Raw genomic sequence first — 20,536 nt, 5'->3', positions numbered from 1 at the left:
ATCCGGTGTAAGACCTGGACGTGTTGCCGACGCTGCTCCTGAGCCGTGATATCTCGTGCCTCAAATACCAGGAAGCTAAGCTCCCCGTGCTGGCTTGAGATCGGCTTGACCGAGAAGTCGAAGCCGGCGAGTCCATCAACGCCTTCTGCTTCCACGTTGAACCGAACGAATGAACCCGAAGATGCTTCAGTAACTGCCTGTCTGATCTGAGTTTGCACTTCAGACGAATGCGCGAACAGAGGACACTCCCAGAGCGGTGTGCCTCTGTTCTCCTCCACTTGCATGCCGCCGAACTCCGTGAGGGGGTCGTTTAGCTCAAGGACTTCACCACTCTGGGTCATCAGTCCCGTCAATTGGAACGTTTGATTGAATACGGATTCGAACTTTTTTGTTTGTTCTCTGATATCACTGATGTCACGTATATATAACAGAAACCCACCAATTGCTTCATCGTCAAAGAGATCCCGTCCACGTGCCTCTACGGTAATCCACTCGTCATCCGCATCCCTTGCTTGGAACTTTAGCTGAACGCTTGAATCGGAATCCTCCACGGCGGCGAAAAACGCTTTCATTACACGTTCCCGATCCTCAGGATGGACAATATCAAAAACACTCTCTTGATTCAGCTGAGTTGGATCATATCCGAGAACCCGTTCGGCAGAGCCACTAAGATAGGTGAAACACCCATCGCGATCTAAGATAGACACGACGTCGACTGATTCCTCAACGAACCGCTCTGTTCTGCGCTGCTGTTGACGCTGGTTAGTAAGATCTCTGATGACCATCCCGTATCCCAGGAACACCCCATCTTCGCTTTGAAGCGGGACGTATGAGACTTCTGCAGGAAACGACGATCCATCCCGACGGATTCGTTGTCCTTCGTGGGCACTTTCTCCCGCGAGTGATGCCTGTGTTAATAGCCGATCAGCAATCCCACGCTTTTGCTCCTGTTCAGGGTGTAACTCCGCTACTGGCATACCAATTGCAGTTCCTTCGTCATATCCAAAGATGTCGGCTGCTCCGTCGTTCCAGCCGTCGATCCGTCCATCGTCATCGAGTAGTACAAAGGCATATTCTTCGAGACTTTCCGAGAGAATCTCAAATCGCTTCCGCTCCTGTTGAATCTGCCGAATCCGTCGTTTTTGCTCCGTTATGTCCGTGGCAATCGCGATCAGCTTCCGTTCACCTTCGTCATCGTGTCTCAGAACAGCGTCCGTGTGTACCCATCGTGTTTGTCCGTCCGTATCAATGACCCTGAACTCCACAGATAAGCTACTGATGTCACCGAGTTGGTCCAGTAAATCACGAACACGGTCCCGATCTTCCGGCGCGACAGTCCGCAAGAACTCCTCTTCGTTGTCCGGATCGTGGCCAAATAACTCGACAAGCGTTTCGTCGAATGACATCCGATCCGTCTCAAGCCTCCACTCTGCAATACCAGTGCCCGTTCCAGAAAGAACCAATTCGAGTTTCCGGTTCTGTTCTGCCAGGCTCCGAGTCCGTTGCCTCCGGCCTGTTACGTCCTGCTGTATGCCAATAAACTTCGAAAGCGCCCCATCTGCATCAGTGACTGGCGTAACAGACAACCGATTCCAGTATTCACTCCCGTCCTTTCGGTAGTTTTTCAGCTCTACCGTCACCGGTTCACCGGCCGCAATCGCCTCTCGAAGTTTCGAAAGTTCGTCTGGGTCTGTCCCGGGCCCCTGGAGGAAACGTGGATTACGACCCAAGGCGTCGTCCTCCTGGTAGCCGGTAATGTCAGTGAACCCGTCATTTATGTACTCGATCGGGTTGTCTTCTCGCTGTGAGTCGGTGATCATGACCCCAACGTTCGACGAGTCGATCGCTTGCTCCTTGAGTTCGAGTTCACGCTCCCGTTCTCGTTGTGCAGTCCGATCGCGCACAGTACAAACGAGGGGACCATCGTCGATGACGCTCAAAGAGAGATCAGCCGGGAATGTGCTCCCGTCCGGTTGGGATCCGGTTACCTTCCCCCGCCAGTGGCCCTCCGACTCAAGCGCAGGGAAGACTTCCGACTCGAGACGCTCTACCTCATCTTCGTCATAGAGCATCCGCCAGGAGTTCCCGAGGAGTTGGTCAGTATCATCGAATTCATACATATCCACGTGTGTCTCGTCGATGTAGGTGTATTCTCCATCCTCGAGGATAGCGAAGCCGTCTCTCGCATCCTCGACAGCCTGCTGGAACGTCTCTAGTTCGCGACGGCGCTGCTCACGAGGAGTTATGTCACGACCGGAAACAACGAGCGATTCGACCCCTGATTCCCCTGCCACGGGACGGATTGTACCCATAATGAACCGACTGTCACCGTCCTGATCCGGGTGTTCAGCTTGATAGCTGATATACTCGCCAGCAGCCGCTCGTTCGATCCAGTCCTTTAGATCTTCCTGTAGGTCCGAGGAATGCGACCACCAGTCTCCTTCCCAGAACGGCTCCCCCAAGATATCGGATTTGTCGTTCGAAGCGTAGTCGAGTGCCGTTTCATTGATATCGATCACTCCGCCATCAGTTTCTAATAGGCCCACCAGCATCTCAGGATCTTCGAACACCGACTCGAAGCGCCGCTCGTTCTCCCGAAGTTCCGCCTGACGCCGATATTTTTCGGACACGTCACGGACGACACAGACGATTCGGTCGTCTTCCAAGCGTGTCAGCGATAGTTCGGTCGGAAATTCTCCCTTGCCTTCTGGAGATGCAGTTACAGTGCCTCTCCACTCTCCATCAGATCGGAGCGCTGAAAGCGCCTCATCCTCTATGCGCTCGACCTCGACGGGATCGGTGTACAACTCATGCCAAGTCTGCCCCAGTAACTCATCTTTGTCCTCGAACCCGTACATTTCGGCATGCGTTTGATCAACGTACGTGTACTCCTCGTTCTCCAAAATAGCAATCCCATCACTCGCGTTCTCGATAGCTGAATTAAATGACTCCAGACGACGCCGGCGTTCCCGCTGTTCCGTCACATCTCTCGCAACGGTATGCATGTAGGCCGTCCCATCGCGCTTGATCCGACGGTTCGAGAACTCCACATCAATCTTACTGTCGTCGCTCCGAAGCAGTTTTGCGTCAGTGGTTGCTGGTTCGCCAGCTAAAATTTGGGCGTGGTAGTCCCGATAGGCATGTAAGTCGACCCCTTCGTGAAGATCGGGAATACGCATCGAAAGGAGTTCCTCTCGCTCATAGCCAGTTAACTCGCAAGCAGCCTGATTCACTCGGACGAAATTCGCATCTGAATCACTAATGAAAATGGCATCGTTGGAGCCTTCAAACAACGTGTGTGTCCAATCACGTTCAGCCTGTAACTCCTCGAAGTGTCGGATTCGTGAAATTACAGGTTCGAGATTCGAGACGACGAGTTTCGCCAGTTCTGAGTCTTTCTCGGTAAACGCATCCACTTCAGTGGCTCCGACACTCAAGACGCCGAAGTCTGAAATTGGCACGAGAATTTCGCTCCGAATCGGGGTGTCTGAATTATACGTGCCGTCGGCCTCGTGGACATCGTCGAACGCTTCCGGACGATTCTGTCTGTACACACGCCCGGCGAGAGAGTCAACTGGAAGGATAGGTGCATCGCCGATCACCTCTTGTGCCTCAGTTGATTCGGCGATTGGGTGGAGTTCGTTTCCCTCCTCATCGTATTCCCAGATCGCCGAAAGAGGCGCATCAAAATTGAGATCCAACATTCGGACAGCAACGACAGAGACGCTCTCGATAGAATCAGCTTGATTCAGTTCCGAAGACAATTCGAGAAGTCCCGCGGGGGTATGTTCCGTGTACGCGTCTCCATCGCTCATACATCCGATGTTGCTGTTCCGCTGTATTATGTTTTCGCTTAGAGAACCATTTCATATCGGCCCCAATAGAATTAGGCCGATAAATATAGGGTACAGTTATTCAGCACTGAGAATCAATTGTGGTAACAAGATGTCGACGGAAGCAGTTGAGGTACTCGGGCAGAAATACAGCGTAGATATACTGCGGGCGGCGAGGCAACCGCGATCAGTTAGCTGGCTGAGTCAAGAGCTAGATATCCCGATTGCCACCTGTTACAGACGTGTGAAGGAACTCTCTGAGAATGTGTATTTAGAAGAGATCACTGCGGACGAGAGCGGGGATAGAACACAGTACTGTCGAACGGCGGATAGTATTGAACTCAACCTTGCATCTGACGTATTACTTAGGGGCTCTCGATCTTGGGAAACTCGAGAAGTACCAAGAGATACAATACCGTTAGATTCCGTTACGCTTGATGAGTTCTCCCAAACGATTGATACTGTCGAAGCCTACTTCGGGAGTCTGATCGACGATGTTGCTGTTCATGCATCCATTTCACGCCGGCAGCTTGTGGCGGTGCTGGCACGCGCTCAGTTCTCGGGTCGTCAACTCGACACCGAGGGACTGACCGGTAACGGCGACATCGTCCACCAGTCGAACGATGAGACACTCTTTTGGCTTGACGGTGATTTCTGGACGGAGCTGGGCGGGCTCCACTACCTGAGCCCGGACGAGGGACGAGCAGCCAGAGAAGTTCATCGCCGACTCATCGAGGCGGTCGCCGGAGACGTCGCCGACTCCAATCGCGAGCGCGATCCGTTTATTCTCATCACGCAAACTCCCAGGTGTTGATATCGTTTTATCCGTTCCGTTCAATGCTCAGTGTATATTGTAAGCTTCGGCGGCTACCGACCGTAGTATGTCGGATAGAACAAGTCCTCGGTTGGGCATCATCGTTCTCACTTCTTGACGAGGTGATTGGCGTTACTTGTGGAAGCGTCGGACTCACTGTTTGAGAAAGACCACTTCGTGCGGCTTGAGCAAATTCGAGTCGTGTCTGTCGAGAACCGAATCCATCCGGTGGCTGGCAGTCTCGACGACTCGACAATGGGCGAGATCGACGACGCGCTCAAATTAACTCACGGGCCCGACTGATCGAGAGACCCTGTGTAAAGAAATCAGTGTCAGATCCGTATGCATTGAGACAACCAGTCTCATCTTCTGGCGACCTGATTTGATATTGCGCTATGCGGTTTATAGGTGCCGCGACGAGGTCGACGACGAGCGCTGGACCGACGAGCGGTGGATCTACGAGGGATCGGCGGAATCGGGTACGATCTGTCGGCGCGGGTGGTGGCTGGACGACGAGAACCTCGAGCCCACGTCGACGATCGGGGACACCTACGGCGATACGGGCTTCCGGCTGTTTTTCAACCACATGATCCGCCGGACGGGGTCGTTCAGCCGCGGGACGCTCACCACCGGTTGCGCTCCTCGATGAACGTCCCGCTGCGCGATGAGTTCCACCGACTGTACAACAGCGATCGGTGGCAGCGGGAACTGCAACCGCTGTTCGAGGCCCGCGACATAACGAACAAGGGCAACAAGCGGGACTACTTCATCAAGACGTACGACGTCGATCAGTCCGGGCTCCCGGAGAGCTACTACGGGACGATCGCGACCGCCTTCGAAGAGTACCTGCCCGTCGTCGGCGTGATAGACAAGATACTCGACGAGGCGCTCGAAACCCACAGCGACGGTTGAAGCTCCCTCCGGAGCGTTCCCCGACGTTCGGCGAACGCGCGGTTCGGCCGACGGTGGCTCCGCCGAGTTCCGCCTCGCCTCCGGTGGGTTCCGGGCGCGCCCTCACTGTGAGGCCACCACCCGAAGCGAACCTCCGTGGGGCCCCGTGGGACGCGATCAACACAGCGTCCTACGGTGTCCGACCGGAGGGCGGCCGGCCTCAACCGGAGGCCGCAGACCGAACGCGGGCCTACCCCCGGTTCAGCCCTCTATCGAGGTGTCGATCCCGTTGATCGTGACGAACCCGTACCCGCAGTCGGTGCAGTGCCACTTCTGTTTCGTCCCGAGTTGGACGCGCATGCTCGCCGCCTTGTAGAACTCCGACCCGTCGCACTCGGGGCAGTCGGCCGTCTTCGAGAGCGCCATGCGCGGTACTGGCGTTCCCAGGGGATTGTATCTTTCTGATAGCGCCGGCCGTCGCGGCCCGGACCCGCATGATAAACCGTATGCCGAGATACGAAACCGGAACGTCCCTCCCGCGGCCCCCGGCGGGCCTCGCTCAGCGGAACTCGTCGAGTTCGGACTGACTCGGCGGCGGCCCGGGGTCCGTCGCGTCCGCACCGAGCAGCCGCGGAAGCGCCGTATCGGCGAAGGTTAGCCCCAACACGAGGACGATCGGAGCGAAAAACAGCCCGTAGAACCCCAGCACGACCGGACCGAAGATGTACGCGAGCATCAGGAGACCGACGTGGGTCCGCTTGCCACTGAGGTAGGGCCGCAAGACGAGATCCGGGATCGTGTCGACGACGACGACCGACAGAAGGAGAAAGCCGGCGACGTAAGTCAAAAGCGCCGGGTCCCCGCCGAACGCGACCGGGACGGCCGCGACCGCCGCGAGCGGGAGGTACACGATCTTCATGCCGACGACCGGGATCAGGCTCGCCACCCCCGTCAGCGCCCCTGCGAGCGCCGGGTAGGGCACCTCGGCGGCCGACGGCGCAACGGTGTTGTACCCGATGAACGCGACGATCGCGATGATCGAGATGACGATGACGTTCAGCAGGTTCCCGAAGAGCACCGCCTCCAACTCCTCGTCGGCGGCCTCGAAGTACTGCCTGGCGATGGCGTCGTCGTCAAACCGCAACAGCCACGAGCGGAACTTCCCGCCGTCGATGAGGAGGTAGTACGTCACGACCGCCACGATGAGCACGTTCAACAGAAACCCGGTGACGAGGCTCGTCAGGAAGGCGGCGTGCTCCCGTACGAACCCGATGAACGCGTCGAAGTCGCCGCCGCGATACGCCTCTAGGAGCCCGGTGATCGACAGCTCGGGGAGCTCGCCGATGCCGTCGAACCACGCGACGCTGTTCGGCGTGGCCTCGAACACCGGGTACGTCTGTATGAAACTCCGGGCCTCGACGGCGACCAACACGAGCGTGTAACTGAGAAGGACCACGAGCGGAACGGCCAACACCGATATGGTGAGCACCGCCCGGACCCGCCTCGGCAGCCGAAACCGGCCGAGCGCGTTGTAAAACCGCCGCGTCGAGTAGTACAGAAAGACCGACACGGTGATCGCCGCGACGAACCGGTAGGCGAGATACCCCGCGATGACCGCCACGAGAAGCCCGAAACACGCGACGACGAAGCGTTTCTCGTCCATACGCTACCCTCTAATGGCGATCAAATAAACGCCTCGGCGCTCGTCCGTCCCTGAAACACCCCGCCTTTACACCCGCCGGAGCACCCACAGCCCGGCGAGCCCGCCGACGCCGACCACGAGCCAGTAACTCGCCAGCCGATAGAGCGTCGTAACGGCCAGCGAATCCGCCGTCGTCATCGCGGTCAGCGCGGTCAAAAGGGCGACCAGCGTGCCCTCGATCGCCGCCAGCCCGCCGGGCAGCGGCGTCGATCCGGCGACGACGCTGACGGGGACGAGAAAGCACACGAGCGCGAACGCCACCGGCGTTCCGAGCGCGAGCCCGGCGAAATACAGCGGGAGCGCAAAGAGGATCCACCCGACGTAGGCGTACGCGATGGCGGCGGCCAGCGCCCGGCGGGACCCGGCGATGATCTCCATCGACTCATACAGGCTGTCGATCCGCTCGCGGGCGGACTCGAGGCTGACCCGGTCGCTCCGGCGCGAAACCGGGGCGAGCGCCCGAAGCACCCACTCGCGGAGCCGCCCCCGAAAGGACCACCCGAACACGACGAGCAGCGGCAGCCCGACGGCCAGGGCGATGAGGAGGTACGCGAAGCGCTCGACGCCGCCGGGCAGTTCGGTCCGCAACAGCACGTACCCCGTCCCGACGCCGCCGGCGGTGAAGAACGGAAGCAGCCTGATCACGTCGCTCGTCACGACGCTCGCGAGGCTCTCCTCGTAGGTCGCACCCGTATCGCGGGCGAGCACGTACGCGACGAACGGCTCCCCGCCGGCGTTTCCCATCGGCGTCACGTAGTTCGCGAACGTCGCGGCCAGCGTGGTCACGAAGAGCCGTCGGTACTCGACGGAGACGTCGAGCGCCTCCAAGACGACCTGCCAGGACTTCCCCCAGGCGGCCAGGCAGGCGATCGTCGAGAGACAGGCGGCCCCGACCCACGCCAACCGCGCGCCCCGGAGCCGCTGGAGCGTCCGCTCCCAGCCGATGACGGCGCCGAGCGCGTAGATGAGCCCGATCGCGACGGCGAACCCGATCGCCGTCTTCAGCGCGGTCGTTCGCCCCGGGCGGAACGATCCGGACGCCTCGACCACGGCTCAGGCGCCACTCTTCGTCACCTGGTACCACTCCCCGTCCCAGGTGAGCGCGTACTCGAAGAGCGCCTTCGCGGTCAACAGCCCGTGGCCCAGATAGACTAACGGCGCGAGCGCAACGGTCCAGGCGAGCAGCCCAACCCGGCCGTCGTAGGCGTCCTTGCTCCAGACCCCGAGTATCAGCCCGAAGATCGCGGCGAGCGGAACCGCGGCGGTCATGACGCCCAGAACGGACAACAGGAGGACGTGCGCGCTCAACACGACCAACACGCCGCCGGCCACCATCGCGCCGACGGCCCGCCCGACCGCGACGAGGTCCTGCGGCGTCGGATCGCCGCTGAGCGCCTCGCGGATGCGGAGGTGCGACACCTGCACGTGGCCGATCCGCCACCGCTTGCGCTGTCCCCAGAGGTCCCGCAGGCTGTGCGGCGCCTCCATCGTGCTCGTGCAGTGGCGGTTCCGCGTCACCGTCAGCCCGGCCTCGTAGCACTGGTGCGAAAAGTAGATGTCCTCCGTCAGCACGTCCGCGTAGCCCCCGACCGTCTCGAAGGCGTCGCGCGTGAACCCCGTCGCGGAGCTCTGACAGTGGGTGAACCCGGCGAGTTCGCCGAGCAGGTAGCCGGTCTGGACGACGATGCGCTCGCAGTACGCGAGCGTGTCGATCGCCCCCGAGGGCCGCGGGACCCGCCGCCCCTGAAACACGTCTGTCTCTCCGGTCAACTCCGCCATCGCTCCGGCGACGAACGTCTCGGAGGCCCGCTCGTCGGCGTCGAAGACGACGAAGTACTCCTCCTCGCAGCGCTCGACGGCGCAGTTGATCGCGTTCGCCTTCGACCCGGGCCGCTCGTTGATCAAACACTCGACGGAGGCGTACCGGCCGGCCAGCTCCATCGCGCGTTTGCGGGTCGGCTCGTCGTCCGGCTCGACGACGACCGTCACCCCAAGGGGGGAGTACTCGTTGGCGAGGAGGCTCTCGACGCTCGCCGCGACGACGTCCGCCTCGTCGTACGCCGGCACGATCGCCCGGACCGGCGGGCCGGCCGTCGGCGCGGCCGTCCGGTCGGTCGGCCGCCAGATGTCGCCGACCAACAGGAGTCCGGAGACGCCGATGACGAGGCTGAACAGCCCGAGATACACCTGGCCCTCGAAGAACGCGATCGGCGCAACGATCGGGGTGACCGTCAGCGTCCAGATGTCCATCCCGGTCACGTATCCCACGAACAGCAGCCCGACGATCCCGGCTGCGGTGGCGACCCGTTCGGCGATACGGCTCCGATCCGGCAGTTCCATACCAAGAACGCTCCCGCGCTCCCAAATCAACTTTTCTCTTGTGGACGATACCGATAAACCGTTACGTCGGTGGCGCGTCCGGGGGGACGATGGGACTCGACGACTGGCTTCGCACCTCCGCGAAGAAGGTCAGACAGCGGGGGATCGAGGGCGCCAGCGACGTCGCGTACGACCTCTACACCGGTCTGTGGTGGCTCGCGTGGCCGCTCTCGCTCGGGACGAACGTCTACGAGCGCGAGTGGGACCTCCTCGTCGTTTTGGACGCCTGCCGCGTCGATCTCCTCCGATCCGTCGCCGACGAGTACGCGTTCCTCGACGGCGTCGACCGGATGACCTCCGTCGGGAGCATGTCCAAGGAGTGGATGGGCAAAACGTTCACCGATGAGTACGCGCGCGAGACGGCGAACACCGCCTACGTCACGGCGAACGTTTTCTCCGAGCGGATGCTCGCCGCCGATCGCTTCCGGGACCTCGATGAGGTGTGGCGCTACGGGTGGGACGAAACGGCCGACACGGTGCCGCCGCGACCGGTCACCGATCGCGCCATCCGGACCGCCCGCGAGACCGACCCCGACCGCCTGATCGTCCACTACGTCCAGCCGCATCACCCCTTTATCGGCCTGGACGCGGGGTTCGACGCCGACCCGTTCGGCCCGGCCGTCTCCGACACCGTCGTCGACGCGCTCCGGAAGGACCGCATCGACGCCGAGCGGTTCTGGGAGGCCTACCGCGACAACCTCCGGTTGGCGCTCGACGACGTTGAACTCCTCCTGTCGAACGTCGACGCCGACCGGGTCGCGATCACGGCCGACCACGGCGACGCCCTCGGCGAGTGGGGGATCTACGATCACCCCGTCGGCTGTCTGCACCCCTCGGTCCGCTCCGTGCCCTGGGCGCGCACGACGGCGACCGACGGGCGGACCTACGAGCCCGAGACCGACCGCGACGGCGTCGACCCCGACATCGAGGCGCGGCTCCGGTCGCTCGGGTACGTGGGCTGATCGCCCCGGTCGGCGCCCGACCGAGCCGAACGACCCGCCCGGCGCTCCCGACGACCCGTCAGGCCTTTCTTCGGTCCGGGTCGACATCACGTATGGACCGAAAGCGGGCGATGACGAGCGTCGACCTCGCCGCGTTGGTCGGCGAGTTGCGCGGCTACACCGGCGCCGTCGTCGACAAAGCCTACCTCTACGACGACGATTTCGTCCGGCTGAAGATGCGCGACTACGACCGGGGCCGCATCGAGCTCGTGATCGAGGTCGGCGACCCCAAGCGCGCACACGTCGCCGTCCCCGAACACGTCCCCGACGCCCCCGGCCGACCGCCGAACTTCGCGATGATGCTCAGAAACCGGATCGCCGGCGCGAACCTCGAGGGCGTCGAACAGTACGGGTTCGACCGCATCCTCACCTTCCGGTTCGAACGCGAGGACGCGACGACGCTTCTCGTCGCGGAGCTGTTCGGCGACGGCAACGTCGCGGCGCTGAACGAGGACCGCGAGGTCATCGGCTGTCTCGAGACCGTCCGGCTGAGCTCCCGGACCGTCGCCCCCGGCTCGCAGTACGGCTACCCCGACGAGCGGTTCAGCCCCCTCGACTGCGGGTACGACGCCTTCGCCGCCAGGATGGACGAGTCCGACTCCGATCTCGTCCGGACGCTCGCGACGCAGCTCAACTTCGGGGGGCTGTACGCCGAGGAGCTCTGCGCCCGGGCCGGCGTCGAGAAGACGACGGCCATCGAGTCCGCCACCGACCGCCAGTACGAGGCGCTTTTCGACGCGCTCGAACGGCTCAGGACCCCGATCCTCGAGGGGCGGACCGACCCCCGGCTCTACGAGGACGACGGCTCCGTGGTCGACGCGACGCCGCTGCCGCTCGAGGAACACGAGGCGGCCGGCTACGACGCGACCGGCTTCGACAGCTTCAACGGCGCGATCGACGAGTACTTCTACCGCCTCGATCGGGACGCACAGGCGGCCCCCGACGCCGGACGCGACCGGCCGGACTTCGAGAGCGAGATCGAAAAACACGAGCGGATCATCGAACAGCAGCAGGGCGCGATCGAGAAGTACGAATCCCAGGCCGAGCGCGAACGGCGGAAGGCGGAGTCGCTCTACGGCCACTACGACCTCGTCGACGAGATCTGCGCGACGGTCCGGGAGGCCCGACGCGAGGACGTCCCCTGGAGCGAGATCGAGGCGACCTTCGCGGCCGGCGCCGAGCGCGGGATCGAGGCCGCCGAGGCCGTCGTCGGCGTCGACGAGGCCTCCGGAACGGTCACGATCGACCTCGGGGACGGCGAGACCGAGATCGACCCGACCGTGGGCGTCGAGAAGAACGCCGACCGCCTCTACACCGAGGCAAAGCGCGTCAGGGACAAAAAGGAGGGCGCACAGGCGGCCATCGAGGACACCCGCGAGGACCTCGCGGACGTCAAGCGGCGCCGCGAGGAGTTCGAGGCCGACGACGCCGAGGACGACACCGAGGAGACGACCGAGGGCGCCGAGCGCGACTACCTCTCGATGGCGTCGGTCCCGGTCCGGTACGACGAGAAGTACTACGAGCGGTTCCGGTGGTTCCGGACGAGCGACGGGTTCTTGGTGTTGGGCGGCCGCAACGCCGATCAAAACGAGGAACTCGTCAGCAAGTACATGGACCCCTCCGATCGGTTCTTTCACGCCCAGGCCCACGGCGCGCCGGTGACGGTGCTCAAGACGACCGCGCCGGACGAACCGGCCCGCGACGTGGACGTCCCCGACCGGAGCAAACGCGAGGCCGCGCGGTTCGCGCTGTCGTACTCCTCGCTTTGGAAGGACGGCAAACTCGCCGGCGACGTCTACGAGGTCGACCCGGACCAGGTGTCGAAGACCCCCGAGAGCGGCGAGTACATCGAGAAGGGGAGCTTCGTGATCCGCGGCGACCGGAGCTACTACCGCGGCGTCTCGGCGGGGGTCGCCGTCGGAATCAAGTGCGAACCCGACACCCGGGTCGTCGGCGGGCCGCCCGCCGCGATCGAGCCGGTCGCCGCGACGAGCGTCCGACTCGAGCCCGGCCGGTACGCACAAAACGACATCGCAAAGCGGCTGTACCGGACGTTCCGCGAGCGCTTCGCCGACACGAGCTTCGTCAGGAAGGTCGCGAGCCCCGACCGGATACAGGAGTTCTGTCCCCCGGGCGGAAGCCGGGCCATCGAGGACTGACCGGGCGCCGACTGTAGGTCGAGCGCCCCCGCCCGTATGCGCAGCCTACCGACCGCCGAACCGACCGGGTCCACGGAATATAAACGCCCGCCCGTCCTCTGCGGTAGTATGTTCCGGGAAGCGCTCGGGTACGCGACCCGACCGCCGACGGGCGGTCGATCCGTGCTCGTCGGCGGGCTCGCCCTCGTCGCCGTCTTCGCCTGTGTCGCCGCCTTCGGCCTCGACGCTCCCTACGCGTATCTCGGCGTCCTCGGCGTCGTCCCGTGGCTTGTCGTCCGCGGGTACTACGTCCGCGTCGTCCGGACGACGATCGGCACCGAACGGCCGACGCCGCCGCGCTTCGAGGACCTCCGCGGGCTGCTCTCCGACGGCGTCGCCGCAATCGGGATCGCCGCCGCCTACCTCCTCGCGCCGGTCGGCTTTCTGGCGCCGCTCGTTGCGCTCCGGGCCACCGGGACCGACCTCTCCGCGATCGCCCCGCTCGGAGCCGTCCCCGACGGCGTTCTCAGCGTGGCCGTTCCGGTCGTCGGCCTCCTCGCCGTCGTGGCGCTCATGACGCTTCTCGGCGCGCTGTACGTCCTGCCGGTCGCCGTCGCCAGGTACGCCCACTCCGGGCGGCTCCGCGACGCCGTTGCGCTCCGGACGGTCGTCGACGGGGCGCTGACCGAGGACTACGCGATCGCGTGGGGGGTGTCGATGCTCCTGCAGGCGCTTTTGTTGCCCGTCGCGTACCTGCTTCGGGTGCTCCTCGTCGGCTTTTTCCTCCAGTTCATCGTCGCCGCGGGCGTCCGGTACTGCTACGGCCGCGGCGTCGGCGCGGCGCTCGGGCTCTCGGCGGTCGAGGCCGACGAACGCACCGCCGGCGATCCGGATGCTCCCCCGGAGGCCGACCTCACGCCCGCCGTCGTCCGCGTCGACACCGAGCGGTGGGGCGTCGGCGCGGACGACCCGACCTCGGAGCGCGAGCCGTACCCCGTCCCCGACCGCGACGCGACGACGAACGGGACCGATCGCCACGGAGCGAACGGCGGTGCGGACGAGGCGCTTCCGAAGCGGGATCGGCCCTCGGCGGTCGGACGCGTCGGCAACGGTGACGGCGACGGCGACGGCGCGAACCCGAACTCGGAGGACGGTCCCGGCGGGTCCCCCGACCGGTAGACACCGCGCGGCGCCGGCCCGAACCCGAGCGCACTTACCGCTGCCCGACGGACGGCCGGTATGCGCATCGCCGACCGCGAGAGCGTCGAGGGCCGCCGCGAGCGGATCACCGTCGTCCCCGAGAGCCTCGACGACCTGTGGCACCTGACGTACGTCGTCGAGCCGGGCGATTCGGTCTCCGGCGACACCACCCGCCGGATCCGGCGCGACGACGACAAGACCCGGGACACGGGCGGTCAGCGGGAGCCGATGTGGGTCGAACTCGAGGTCACCGACGTCGAGTTCGCCAAGTTCGCAAACCGACTGCGCGTCGGCGGCGAGATCACCGACTGCTCGCGCGAGGACCAACTCGGGTTCCATCACACGCTCAACGTCGAGGGCCGCGAGGAACTGACGATCGAGAAGGTCTGGCAGGTCGACCAGCTCGAACGGCTTGAGGCGGCCGTCGAGGCGGCCGAACAGCCCGACGTCGCCGTCGTGACCGTCGAGGAGGGCCAGGCGCACGTCCACACCGTCGCGCAGTACGGCGTCGAGGAACGCGCGACGCTCACCGGGACGACCGGCAAAGGCGAGTACGCCCGGGGGCGATCGGAGCTGTTCGACGAGCTCGCCTCGGTCGTCGAGCGCCTCGACGTCGAGGCGATCGTCCTCGCCGGCCCGGGGTTCACGAAGCGGGACGCCCTCGATCACATCGAGGAGACGGCCCCCGACGCCGCCGGGAAGATACAGGTCGTCGACACCGCAAGCGTCGGCGACCGCGGGGTACACGAGGTGCTCAAACGCGGCGCGGTCGATCGGATCCAAACGGAGACCCGCATCGCGAAGGAAGCCGAGTACATCGACGAGTTGATGGCGCGGATCGCCGACGGCGCGGAGGTCGCCTACGGGATCGAGGCGGTCGCCGAAGCGGCCGAGTACGGGGCCGTCGAGCGGCTGTTGATCCTCGACGAGCGGCTCCGCGTCGAACGGGCCGGCGAGGGCGAGTGGGACGCAGACGTAAACGACGTCGTCGCGAGCGTCGAGCGACAGGGCGGGGAGGTGACGGTGTTCTCACACGAGTTCGATCCCGGCCAACAACTGGCGAACCTGGGCGGCATCGCGGCGCTGCTCCGGTACCGGCTGAACTGAGCCGACCAGCCCCGGTCGTCACCCCTCGTCGCGCCGCCGGAGATCGACGGTCAGCCCGTCGCGGGCGACCCGAACGTCGCCGTCGAAGCGCTTCTCGACCGAGTCCGTCATCTCCTCGTGGCGGCCGTCCGTGTGAGGGTACAGATGCGTCAGGTACACCCGCCCGACGTCGCACCCCGACAGCACCGCCCCCAACTGGCTCGGGGTCGGGTGGTTGTCGACGTCGATCCCGTCGGGAAACGAACAGTCGTGTGCGAGGACCGCAGAGCCCTCCGCGAGGTCGGCGACGGACGCGATCGCTTCGGTGTCGGCCGAAAACGTAAACACCGCGTCGTCGGTCTCGAAGCGGTACGCCAGACAGTACATCGAGTGGACCGTCTCGACCGCGTCGATCCCGTAGCCTCCGACGGCGTGTTCGCCGGGGCCGATCTCCCGCACCGAGAGATCGAGCCGACCGTCCATGTACTCGTGGGCCGCGAACAGCCCGTCGACGAGCGCCTCGGTGCCCTCGGGGCCGACGATCTCGATGTCGGTCTCGCCGGCCAGCCAGCGCGCCTTCAGAAGCGCCATGAGATCCGAGACGTGATCGAGGTGGTGGTGGGTCAACAGGACCGTCTCGATCCCCTCGTAGCCGACGGTACTCGAGGCCAGCCCGTGGAGGACGCCGCTGCCGCAGTCCACCAACAGCGGCGCGGCCTCCCCGTCGGGGTCCTCCAACAGGAGCCCCGTCTGGAACCGTTCGCCGGTCGGCATCGCCGAGCCGGTCCCGAGGAATGTCACGCGCATGCCCCGTTCTTGGGGTCGCCGGACAAATGCGCTGTGGTCGCTCCGAGCCAAACCCACTTGCCGGTGGCGCGAGTACCCCCGGTGGATGAGCGAGGGATCGGTGGCCGAGCAGGCCGTACGCGACCGACTGTCGGAGCGCGACTTCGAGTACGACGCCGAGAGCGTCCCGATCGACGACGCGGCGGCGTTCGACCGGCTCGGGGCCGCCGTCCGGACGTGGTGGATCGAGCAGTTCGGGGAGCACGTCCCGGAGAACGGCGGGCTGTTCACGCCGCCCCAGAAGGGGGCGATCCCCCGCATCGACGACGGGACGAACACGCTCGTCTGTGCGCCGACGGGCAGCGGAAAGACGCTCGCCTCCTTCTGTGCGATCCTCGACGACCTCTTCGAGCGCGCCGTCGACGACGGGCTCGAAAACAGCGTCTACTGCCTGTACGTGTCGCCGCTGAAGTCGCTGGCGAACGACATCCACCGGAACCTCACGGAGCCGCTCGAGGCCATCGCGGCGAACCTGGCCGACCGCGGCGAGTCGACCGACGTGCGCCACGCGATCAGACACGGCGACACGGACGACGCGGAGCGGCGGGCGATGCTCGAAGAGACGCCGCACGTCCTCAACACGACCCCCGAGACGCTCGCCATCCTGCTCAACAGCCCGAAGTTCAAAAAGAAACTCGAGACCGTCGAGTACGTCATCGTCGACGAGATCCACTCGCTGGCGGCGAACAAACGCGGGACGCACCTCTCGGTGTCGCTCGAACGGCTCGAACGGCTCTGTGAGGGCTCGCCGACCCGGATCGGCTGCTCGGCGACGGTCGAGCCACTCGAGACGATCGGCGAGTTCCTCGTCGGGGGGACGTCGACCGACGACGGGTGGCGCCCCCGGGAGTTCGAGATCGTCGACGCGCGGTTCGTCCGGGAGTTCGACATGGAGCTTTGGTGTCCCACCGACGATCTGATCTCGACGCCCAGGGGCGAGATCACCGACCGGTTCTACGACGAACTCGAGGGACTCATCGCAGAGCACACGAACACGCTCGTCTTCACGAACACCCGCTCTGGGGCCGAGCGTGTCCTGCACAACCTCCGGGAGCGCGGCGGCTACGACGAGTCGAACTCCGGGTGTCACCACGGCTCGCTCTCGAAGGAGCGCCGCCGGGACGTCGAGCGGGGGCTGAAGAACGGCGATCTCGACGTCGTGACGACCTCGACATCCCTGGAGTTGGGCATCGACATGCCGTACATCGACCTCGTGGTCCAGGTGGGATCGCCGAAAAGCGTCGCCGCGTTGCTCCAGCGCGTCGGGCGGGCCGGCCACCGCCTCGGCCGGACGGTCAAGGGTCGGGTCGTCGCGCTCGATCGCGACGAGCTCATCGAGTGTGCCGTCATGCTGAAGAAGGCCGAGGAGGGGTTCGTCGACCGCGTGTTCGTCCCAGAGAACGCACAGGACGTGGCGGCCCAACAGGTCTACGGCATGGCGATCAACGGCCCCCGACCCGAGGCCGAGATCCGGGCGATCCTCGAGAGCGCCTACCCCTACCGGGACTACGCCGACGCGGCCTACGAGTCGCTGTTTCGGTACCTGACCGCCGACTACGAGGGGATGGAGGACAGAAACGTCTACGCGAAGGTCTGGCGCGACGAGAACGACGCCCCCGGCGGCGAGCACCACTACGAGGCGTTCGATCCCGGGACGCCGCTCGTCGGCAAGCGCGGCCGCCTCGCGCGGGTCATCTACATGACGAACATCGGGACGATCCCCGACTCCTTTAGCTGCGACGTGTTGACCCGCTCCGGCGAGGAGTGGATCGGCCAACTCGACGAGGAGTACCTCGACACGCTCGAGTCGGGCGACGTGTTCGTCCTCGGCGGGGGGCGCTATGAGTACCGGTACCGCCGCGGATCGAAGGTGTACGTCGACCCGACGAGCGCCCGCCCGACGGTGCCGTCGTGGTTCTCCGAGCGGCTCCCGTTGAGCTACGACCTCGGGCGGGAGATCCTCCGGTTTCAGCGCCGGCTCGCCGACCGCCTCGAGTCCGAGGGCCCGCCGGCCGTCCGCCGGTGGCTCCGGGAGTTCCCGATCGACGACAACAGCGCCCGGGGGCTCGCCCGCATGTTCGACACGCAGCGGCGATACGCCGGCATCGAGAGCGTCTCGACGGACCGCCGGCTCGCGATCGAGATCGAACTCGACCGCGAGCAGTACCGCCGCAACTACTACGTCCACTCGAACTACGGCCGGCGGTTCAACGAGGGGCTCTCGCGGCTGTTGGCGTACCGCTTCGCCCGCCAGGCGAACGCCAACGTGAAGATCGCCGTCGCCGACCGCGGCTTCACGCTCTCGATGCCGCTGAACCGGAAGGTCGACGTCGAGTCGATCCTCCGGGGCGTCCACCCGAGCGACGTCCGGGGCGACCTCCGGGCGGCGCTGTCGGAGACCGACCTCCTCAAGCGGTACTTCCGGATCAACGCGACGCGCTCGCTGATGATCCTCAAGCGGTACAAGGGACACGAGAAGTCGGCGAGCCAACAGCAGGTCTCGAGCGAGATGCTGCTCGGGTTCGCCGAGGACAAGCCCGACTTCGCCGTGATAGAGGAGACCTACCGCGAGATACTGGAGGACAAACTCGCCGTGGGCGCCGTCGAGACGTTCGTGGCGGGCGTGGGCTCCGGCGACGTCGACATCCTCACCCACCGGGTCGACTCGCCGACGCCGATGGCCTTCGGGCTTGCGACGCTCATGGCCAGCGATGTCGTCCTCGCCGAGGACGAGTCCGCCGTCCTGCGGGAGTTCCACGACCGCGTGATGGCCGAGATCGACGGCGACCCCGACCTCGGGCCGATCGACGCCGACGGGTGACGCTGACGCTGACAGCAGGAACGGCGACTATCCGCCGGCGGTCGCCGTCCCGTTGTCCGCGGCGCGCTCGTCGCCGGGTTCGACGATGGCGGTCTCCTGTCCCGGCTCGACGGGGACCCGTTCGATCACGTCGCCGTTCTCGTCGGTCACGATGACGTAGTAGATCGCGTCGGCCCCGTCCCCGCCGTCGTCGATCGGCTCGAGGTCGTCCTCGGCGACCTCGCCGGCGACGAACGACCGGACCGCGGCGTCGTCCCGTATCTCGACGGTCCGCCCCGTGTCGGCGTTGACGAAGACGTTCCGGGTCACGTCGGTGAAGTCGGTCGGCGACACCTTGATGTGCCACCACAGGCTGCCGTCGATCGTCACCGGAACCGGCTCCGTGACGACGAAGTTCTGTCCCCAGTTCGTCCGCGAGTCCGCCGACCGCGCGATGCCCATGGCCCGCTCGGGCCCGGTCAGCGTCTCGTCGCCGGTCCCGAAGAAGGTGTACTCGCCCGTTTCGGCGTCGGCGAACCACACCTCGTCGAGCCCCCGCGTGTCCTGGCCGTAGGGCTCCATCGCGGTCACGTACGACATCCGCTGACCGGCCAGATCGATGACGAACGGCTGGTCGTTGTCGGCCCCCGAGGGGAGTCTCGCGACCTCGATTTCCCCTTCGTGTGCGCCGACGACGGGCAGTTGATTGATGATCCCGTTGCGGTAGCCGAGCGAACCCATCTCCTCGCGCGTCAGCGTCAGGGGGTAGAGCCGCTGGCCCTCGAGTATCGGCTCCGATCGGGCCTCCTCCGGCGTGAGGTGGTCGATCCGCCCGTCGGGGTACAACAGCGCGCCGCCGTCCCAGGTCGGCGTCGTGTGCGGGAACGGCGTCAGGTGCCACTCGTGGCCCGTCTTCGGGTAGTACATGTACGGCCGGCCCTCGTGGCTGAACTCGACGGCGTCGTCGTCGTACTTCGCGAGGTAGTCGGTCTTTTTGAGGTTCCAGTCCGCCGACCGAGTCAACAGCATCCCCTCGCCGTATGTGAAGTCCTCCTCGTAGACGTCGATCTGTCTGTCGTCCATCCGGGTCATGTCGGTGACGAGCACGCCGCGTTGGTTCTCGACGACCGTGTTCCGGAACCCGTCCGGTTCGATCGCGTACGACCACGCGAGCGACCCGTCCTCCATGCGGGCGATGTCGCTCGTTCCGAGCCTGTGTTGGCGGTAGGAGACCGACCCGCGCGTCGTGACGTCGGCCACCCGTCTGGGCACGACGCGGGGGTTCTCCGGGTTGGCCTGCGGGAACTCCTCGACCTCGCTCGCCTCGGCCATCGTCTCCTCGGCCAGCGTCCGCTGTTCTAAGAGCCCGGCCGGCACGCCGACGACGGCGGACAGGACGGCCGCAGCGACGACCGCGCCGACGAACAGCCGCAGTTTCCGCCCGGGCGACCCCTGGAGGTTCAGAAGCACCTCGACGGGGCTGTCGGCCTCTCTGAGCACCCGCCAGACCGATCGGTTCGGGCTCCCGTCCTCCAGCGGCGGCAGGAGCCACAACACGAGCGCCGCGAGGACCGACCCGCCCCCGAACACCGTCAGGCCGGGCGAGTAGAGAACGCCGTACGCGAAACTGTGCCAGAGCGGTCGGGTGAGGTACGCGGCGACGAGGACGATCCCGAGGCCGAACAGCCGCGTCGCGGCGTGGATCGCGAGCGGGCGAACGCCGGACCCGGCGGCCGACCCGTCGTCGCTGGAGGGGCTTGCGTCTGCCATGGGCGTACCAGCACGCGACGAGGCATAAAGCTCGGCACCGACGGGACCGCCGCCCTCTCCGAGACCTGTACAGTTT

General features: G+C 65.0%; 16 protein-coding genes. 9 read left to right on the top strand and 7 right to left on the bottom strand.

What is annotated here, in order from left to right; translation table 11 throughout:
* Positions 1-3,815: PAS domain S-box protein (locus Q0916_RS04580; protein ID WP_299235004.1), on the bottom strand; the 3,815-nt coding region annotated here is incomplete at its 3' end.
* Positions 3,816-4,245: 430 nt separating this feature from the next.
* Here Q0916_RS04580 and Q0916_RS12140 point away from each other — a divergent pair.
* The 4 genes from Q0916_RS12140 to Q0916_RS04565 all read left to right on the top strand — a co-directional run bounded on the left by Q0916_RS12140 (position 4,246) and on the right by Q0916_RS04565 (position 5,559).
* On the top strand, positions 4,246-4,647 hold the full coding sequence (locus Q0916_RS12140) for a hypothetical protein (RefSeq protein ID WP_349254507.1): 402 nt from the start codon (positions 4,246-4,248) through the stop codon (positions 4,645-4,647).
* A 138-nt stretch (positions 4,648-4,785) separates the two neighbouring features.
* On the top strand, positions 4,786-4,950 hold the full coding sequence (locus Q0916_RS12135) for a type II toxin-antitoxin system PemK/MazF family toxin (RefSeq protein ID WP_414689308.1): 165 nt from the start codon (positions 4,786-4,788) through the stop codon (positions 4,948-4,950).
* 85 nt (positions 4,951-5,035) lie between these two features.
* Positions 5,036-5,296 (top strand): hypothetical protein, encoded by a 261-nt coding sequence (locus Q0916_RS04570; RefSeq protein ID WP_299235001.1) that lies wholly within the window; start codon positions 5,036-5,038, stop codon positions 5,294-5,296.
* Positions 5,293-5,559: a hypothetical protein gene (locus Q0916_RS04565; RefSeq protein WP_299235000.1), complete on the top strand. Its 267-nt coding sequence runs from the start codon at positions 5,293-5,295 to the stop codon at positions 5,557-5,559. The genes Q0916_RS04570 and Q0916_RS04565 overlap by 4 nt, the downstream gene beginning before the upstream one ends.
* Before the next feature lie 240 nt (positions 5,560-5,799).
* On the opposite strand, the gene Q0916_RS04560 is transcribed toward Q0916_RS04565, so the two are convergent.
* From Q0916_RS04560 to Q0916_RS04545, 4 genes are all read right to left on the bottom strand, one after another.
* Positions 5,800-5,964 carry a hypothetical protein gene (locus Q0916_RS04560; protein WP_299234997.1) on the bottom strand — a complete coding sequence of 55 codons (165 nt, stop codon included), beginning with the start codon at positions 5,962-5,964 and terminating at the stop codon, positions 5,800-5,802.
* 133 nt (positions 5,965-6,097) lie between these two features.
* Entirely contained in the window at positions 6,098-7,201 is a 1,104-nt protein-coding gene (locus Q0916_RS04555) for an AI-2E family transporter (RefSeq protein ID WP_299234995.1), read from the bottom strand.
* 66 nt (positions 7,202-7,267) lie between these two features.
* Complete coding sequence (locus tag Q0916_RS04550) at positions 7,268-8,290, bottom strand: lysylphosphatidylglycerol synthase transmembrane domain-containing protein (protein WP_299234993.1); 1,023 nt, start codon at positions 8,288-8,290, stop codon at positions 7,268-7,270.
* A 3-nt stretch (positions 8,291-8,293) separates the two neighbouring features.
* Complete coding sequence (locus Q0916_RS04545; RefSeq protein ID WP_299234991.1) at positions 8,294-9,580, bottom strand: glycosyltransferase; 1,287 nt, start codon at positions 9,578-9,580, stop codon at positions 8,294-8,296.
* Between the two features lie 89 nt (positions 9,581-9,669).
* Between Q0916_RS04545 and Q0916_RS04540 the strand changes: the two genes are divergently transcribed.
* The 4 genes from Q0916_RS04540 (at position 9,670) to Q0916_RS04525 (ending at position 15,065) form a co-directional block, all read left to right on the top strand.
* Positions 9,670-10,581, top strand: coding sequence for a hypothetical protein (locus tag Q0916_RS04540; protein WP_299234989.1), 912 nt, complete (start codon positions 9,670-9,672; stop codon positions 10,579-10,581).
* A 92-nt stretch (positions 10,582-10,673) separates the two neighbouring features.
* On the top strand, positions 10,674-12,779 hold the full coding sequence (gene rqcH / locus Q0916_RS04535; protein WP_299234988.1) for a ribosome rescue protein RqcH: 2,106 nt from the start codon (positions 10,674-10,676) through the stop codon (positions 12,777-12,779).
* Positions 12,780-12,887: 108 nt separating this feature from the next.
* On the top strand, positions 12,888-13,937 hold the full coding sequence (locus Q0916_RS04530; RefSeq protein ID WP_299234987.1) for a DUF4013 domain-containing protein: 1,050 nt from the start codon (positions 12,888-12,890) through the stop codon (positions 13,935-13,937).
* Positions 13,938-13,997: 60 nt separating this feature from the next.
* Complete coding sequence (locus tag Q0916_RS04525) at positions 13,998-15,065, top strand: mRNA surveillance protein pelota (RefSeq protein ID WP_299234985.1); 1,068 nt, start codon at positions 13,998-14,000, stop codon at positions 15,063-15,065.
* An 18-nt stretch (positions 15,066-15,083) separates the two neighbouring features.
* Here the strand turns inward: Q0916_RS04525 and Q0916_RS04520 are convergent, their stop codons facing one another.
* The gene (locus tag Q0916_RS04520) at positions 15,084-15,851 is read right to left on the bottom strand and encodes an MBL fold metallo-hydrolase (RefSeq protein ID WP_299234983.1); all 768 of its coding nucleotides are present in this window, start codon (positions 15,849-15,851) and stop codon (positions 15,084-15,086) included.
* An 85-nt stretch (positions 15,852-15,936) separates the two neighbouring features.
* Between Q0916_RS04520 and Q0916_RS04515 the strand changes: the two genes are divergently transcribed.
* The gene (locus Q0916_RS04515; RefSeq protein ID WP_299234980.1) at positions 15,937-18,711 is read left to right on the top strand and encodes an ATP-dependent helicase; all 2,775 of its coding nucleotides are present in this window, start codon (positions 15,937-15,939) and stop codon (positions 18,709-18,711) included.
* Positions 18,712-18,738: 27 nt separating this feature from the next.
* Here Q0916_RS04515 and Q0916_RS04510 read toward each other — a convergent pair whose 3' ends face one another.
* Positions 18,739-20,460, bottom strand: coding sequence for a hypothetical protein (locus Q0916_RS04510; RefSeq protein ID WP_299234978.1), 1,722 nt, complete (start codon positions 20,458-20,460; stop codon positions 18,739-18,741).
* Positions 20,461-20,536: the final 76 nt, after the last annotated feature.

Origin of the sequence: Natronomonas sp., from assembly GCF_028274965.1 — an archaeon.
Lineage (GTDB): Archaea > Halobacteriota > Halobacteria > Halobacteriales > Haloarculaceae > Natronomonas.
Note: the sequence above shows the minus strand (reverse complement) of the source record. Positions and strands in the feature narration are given on the sequence as shown.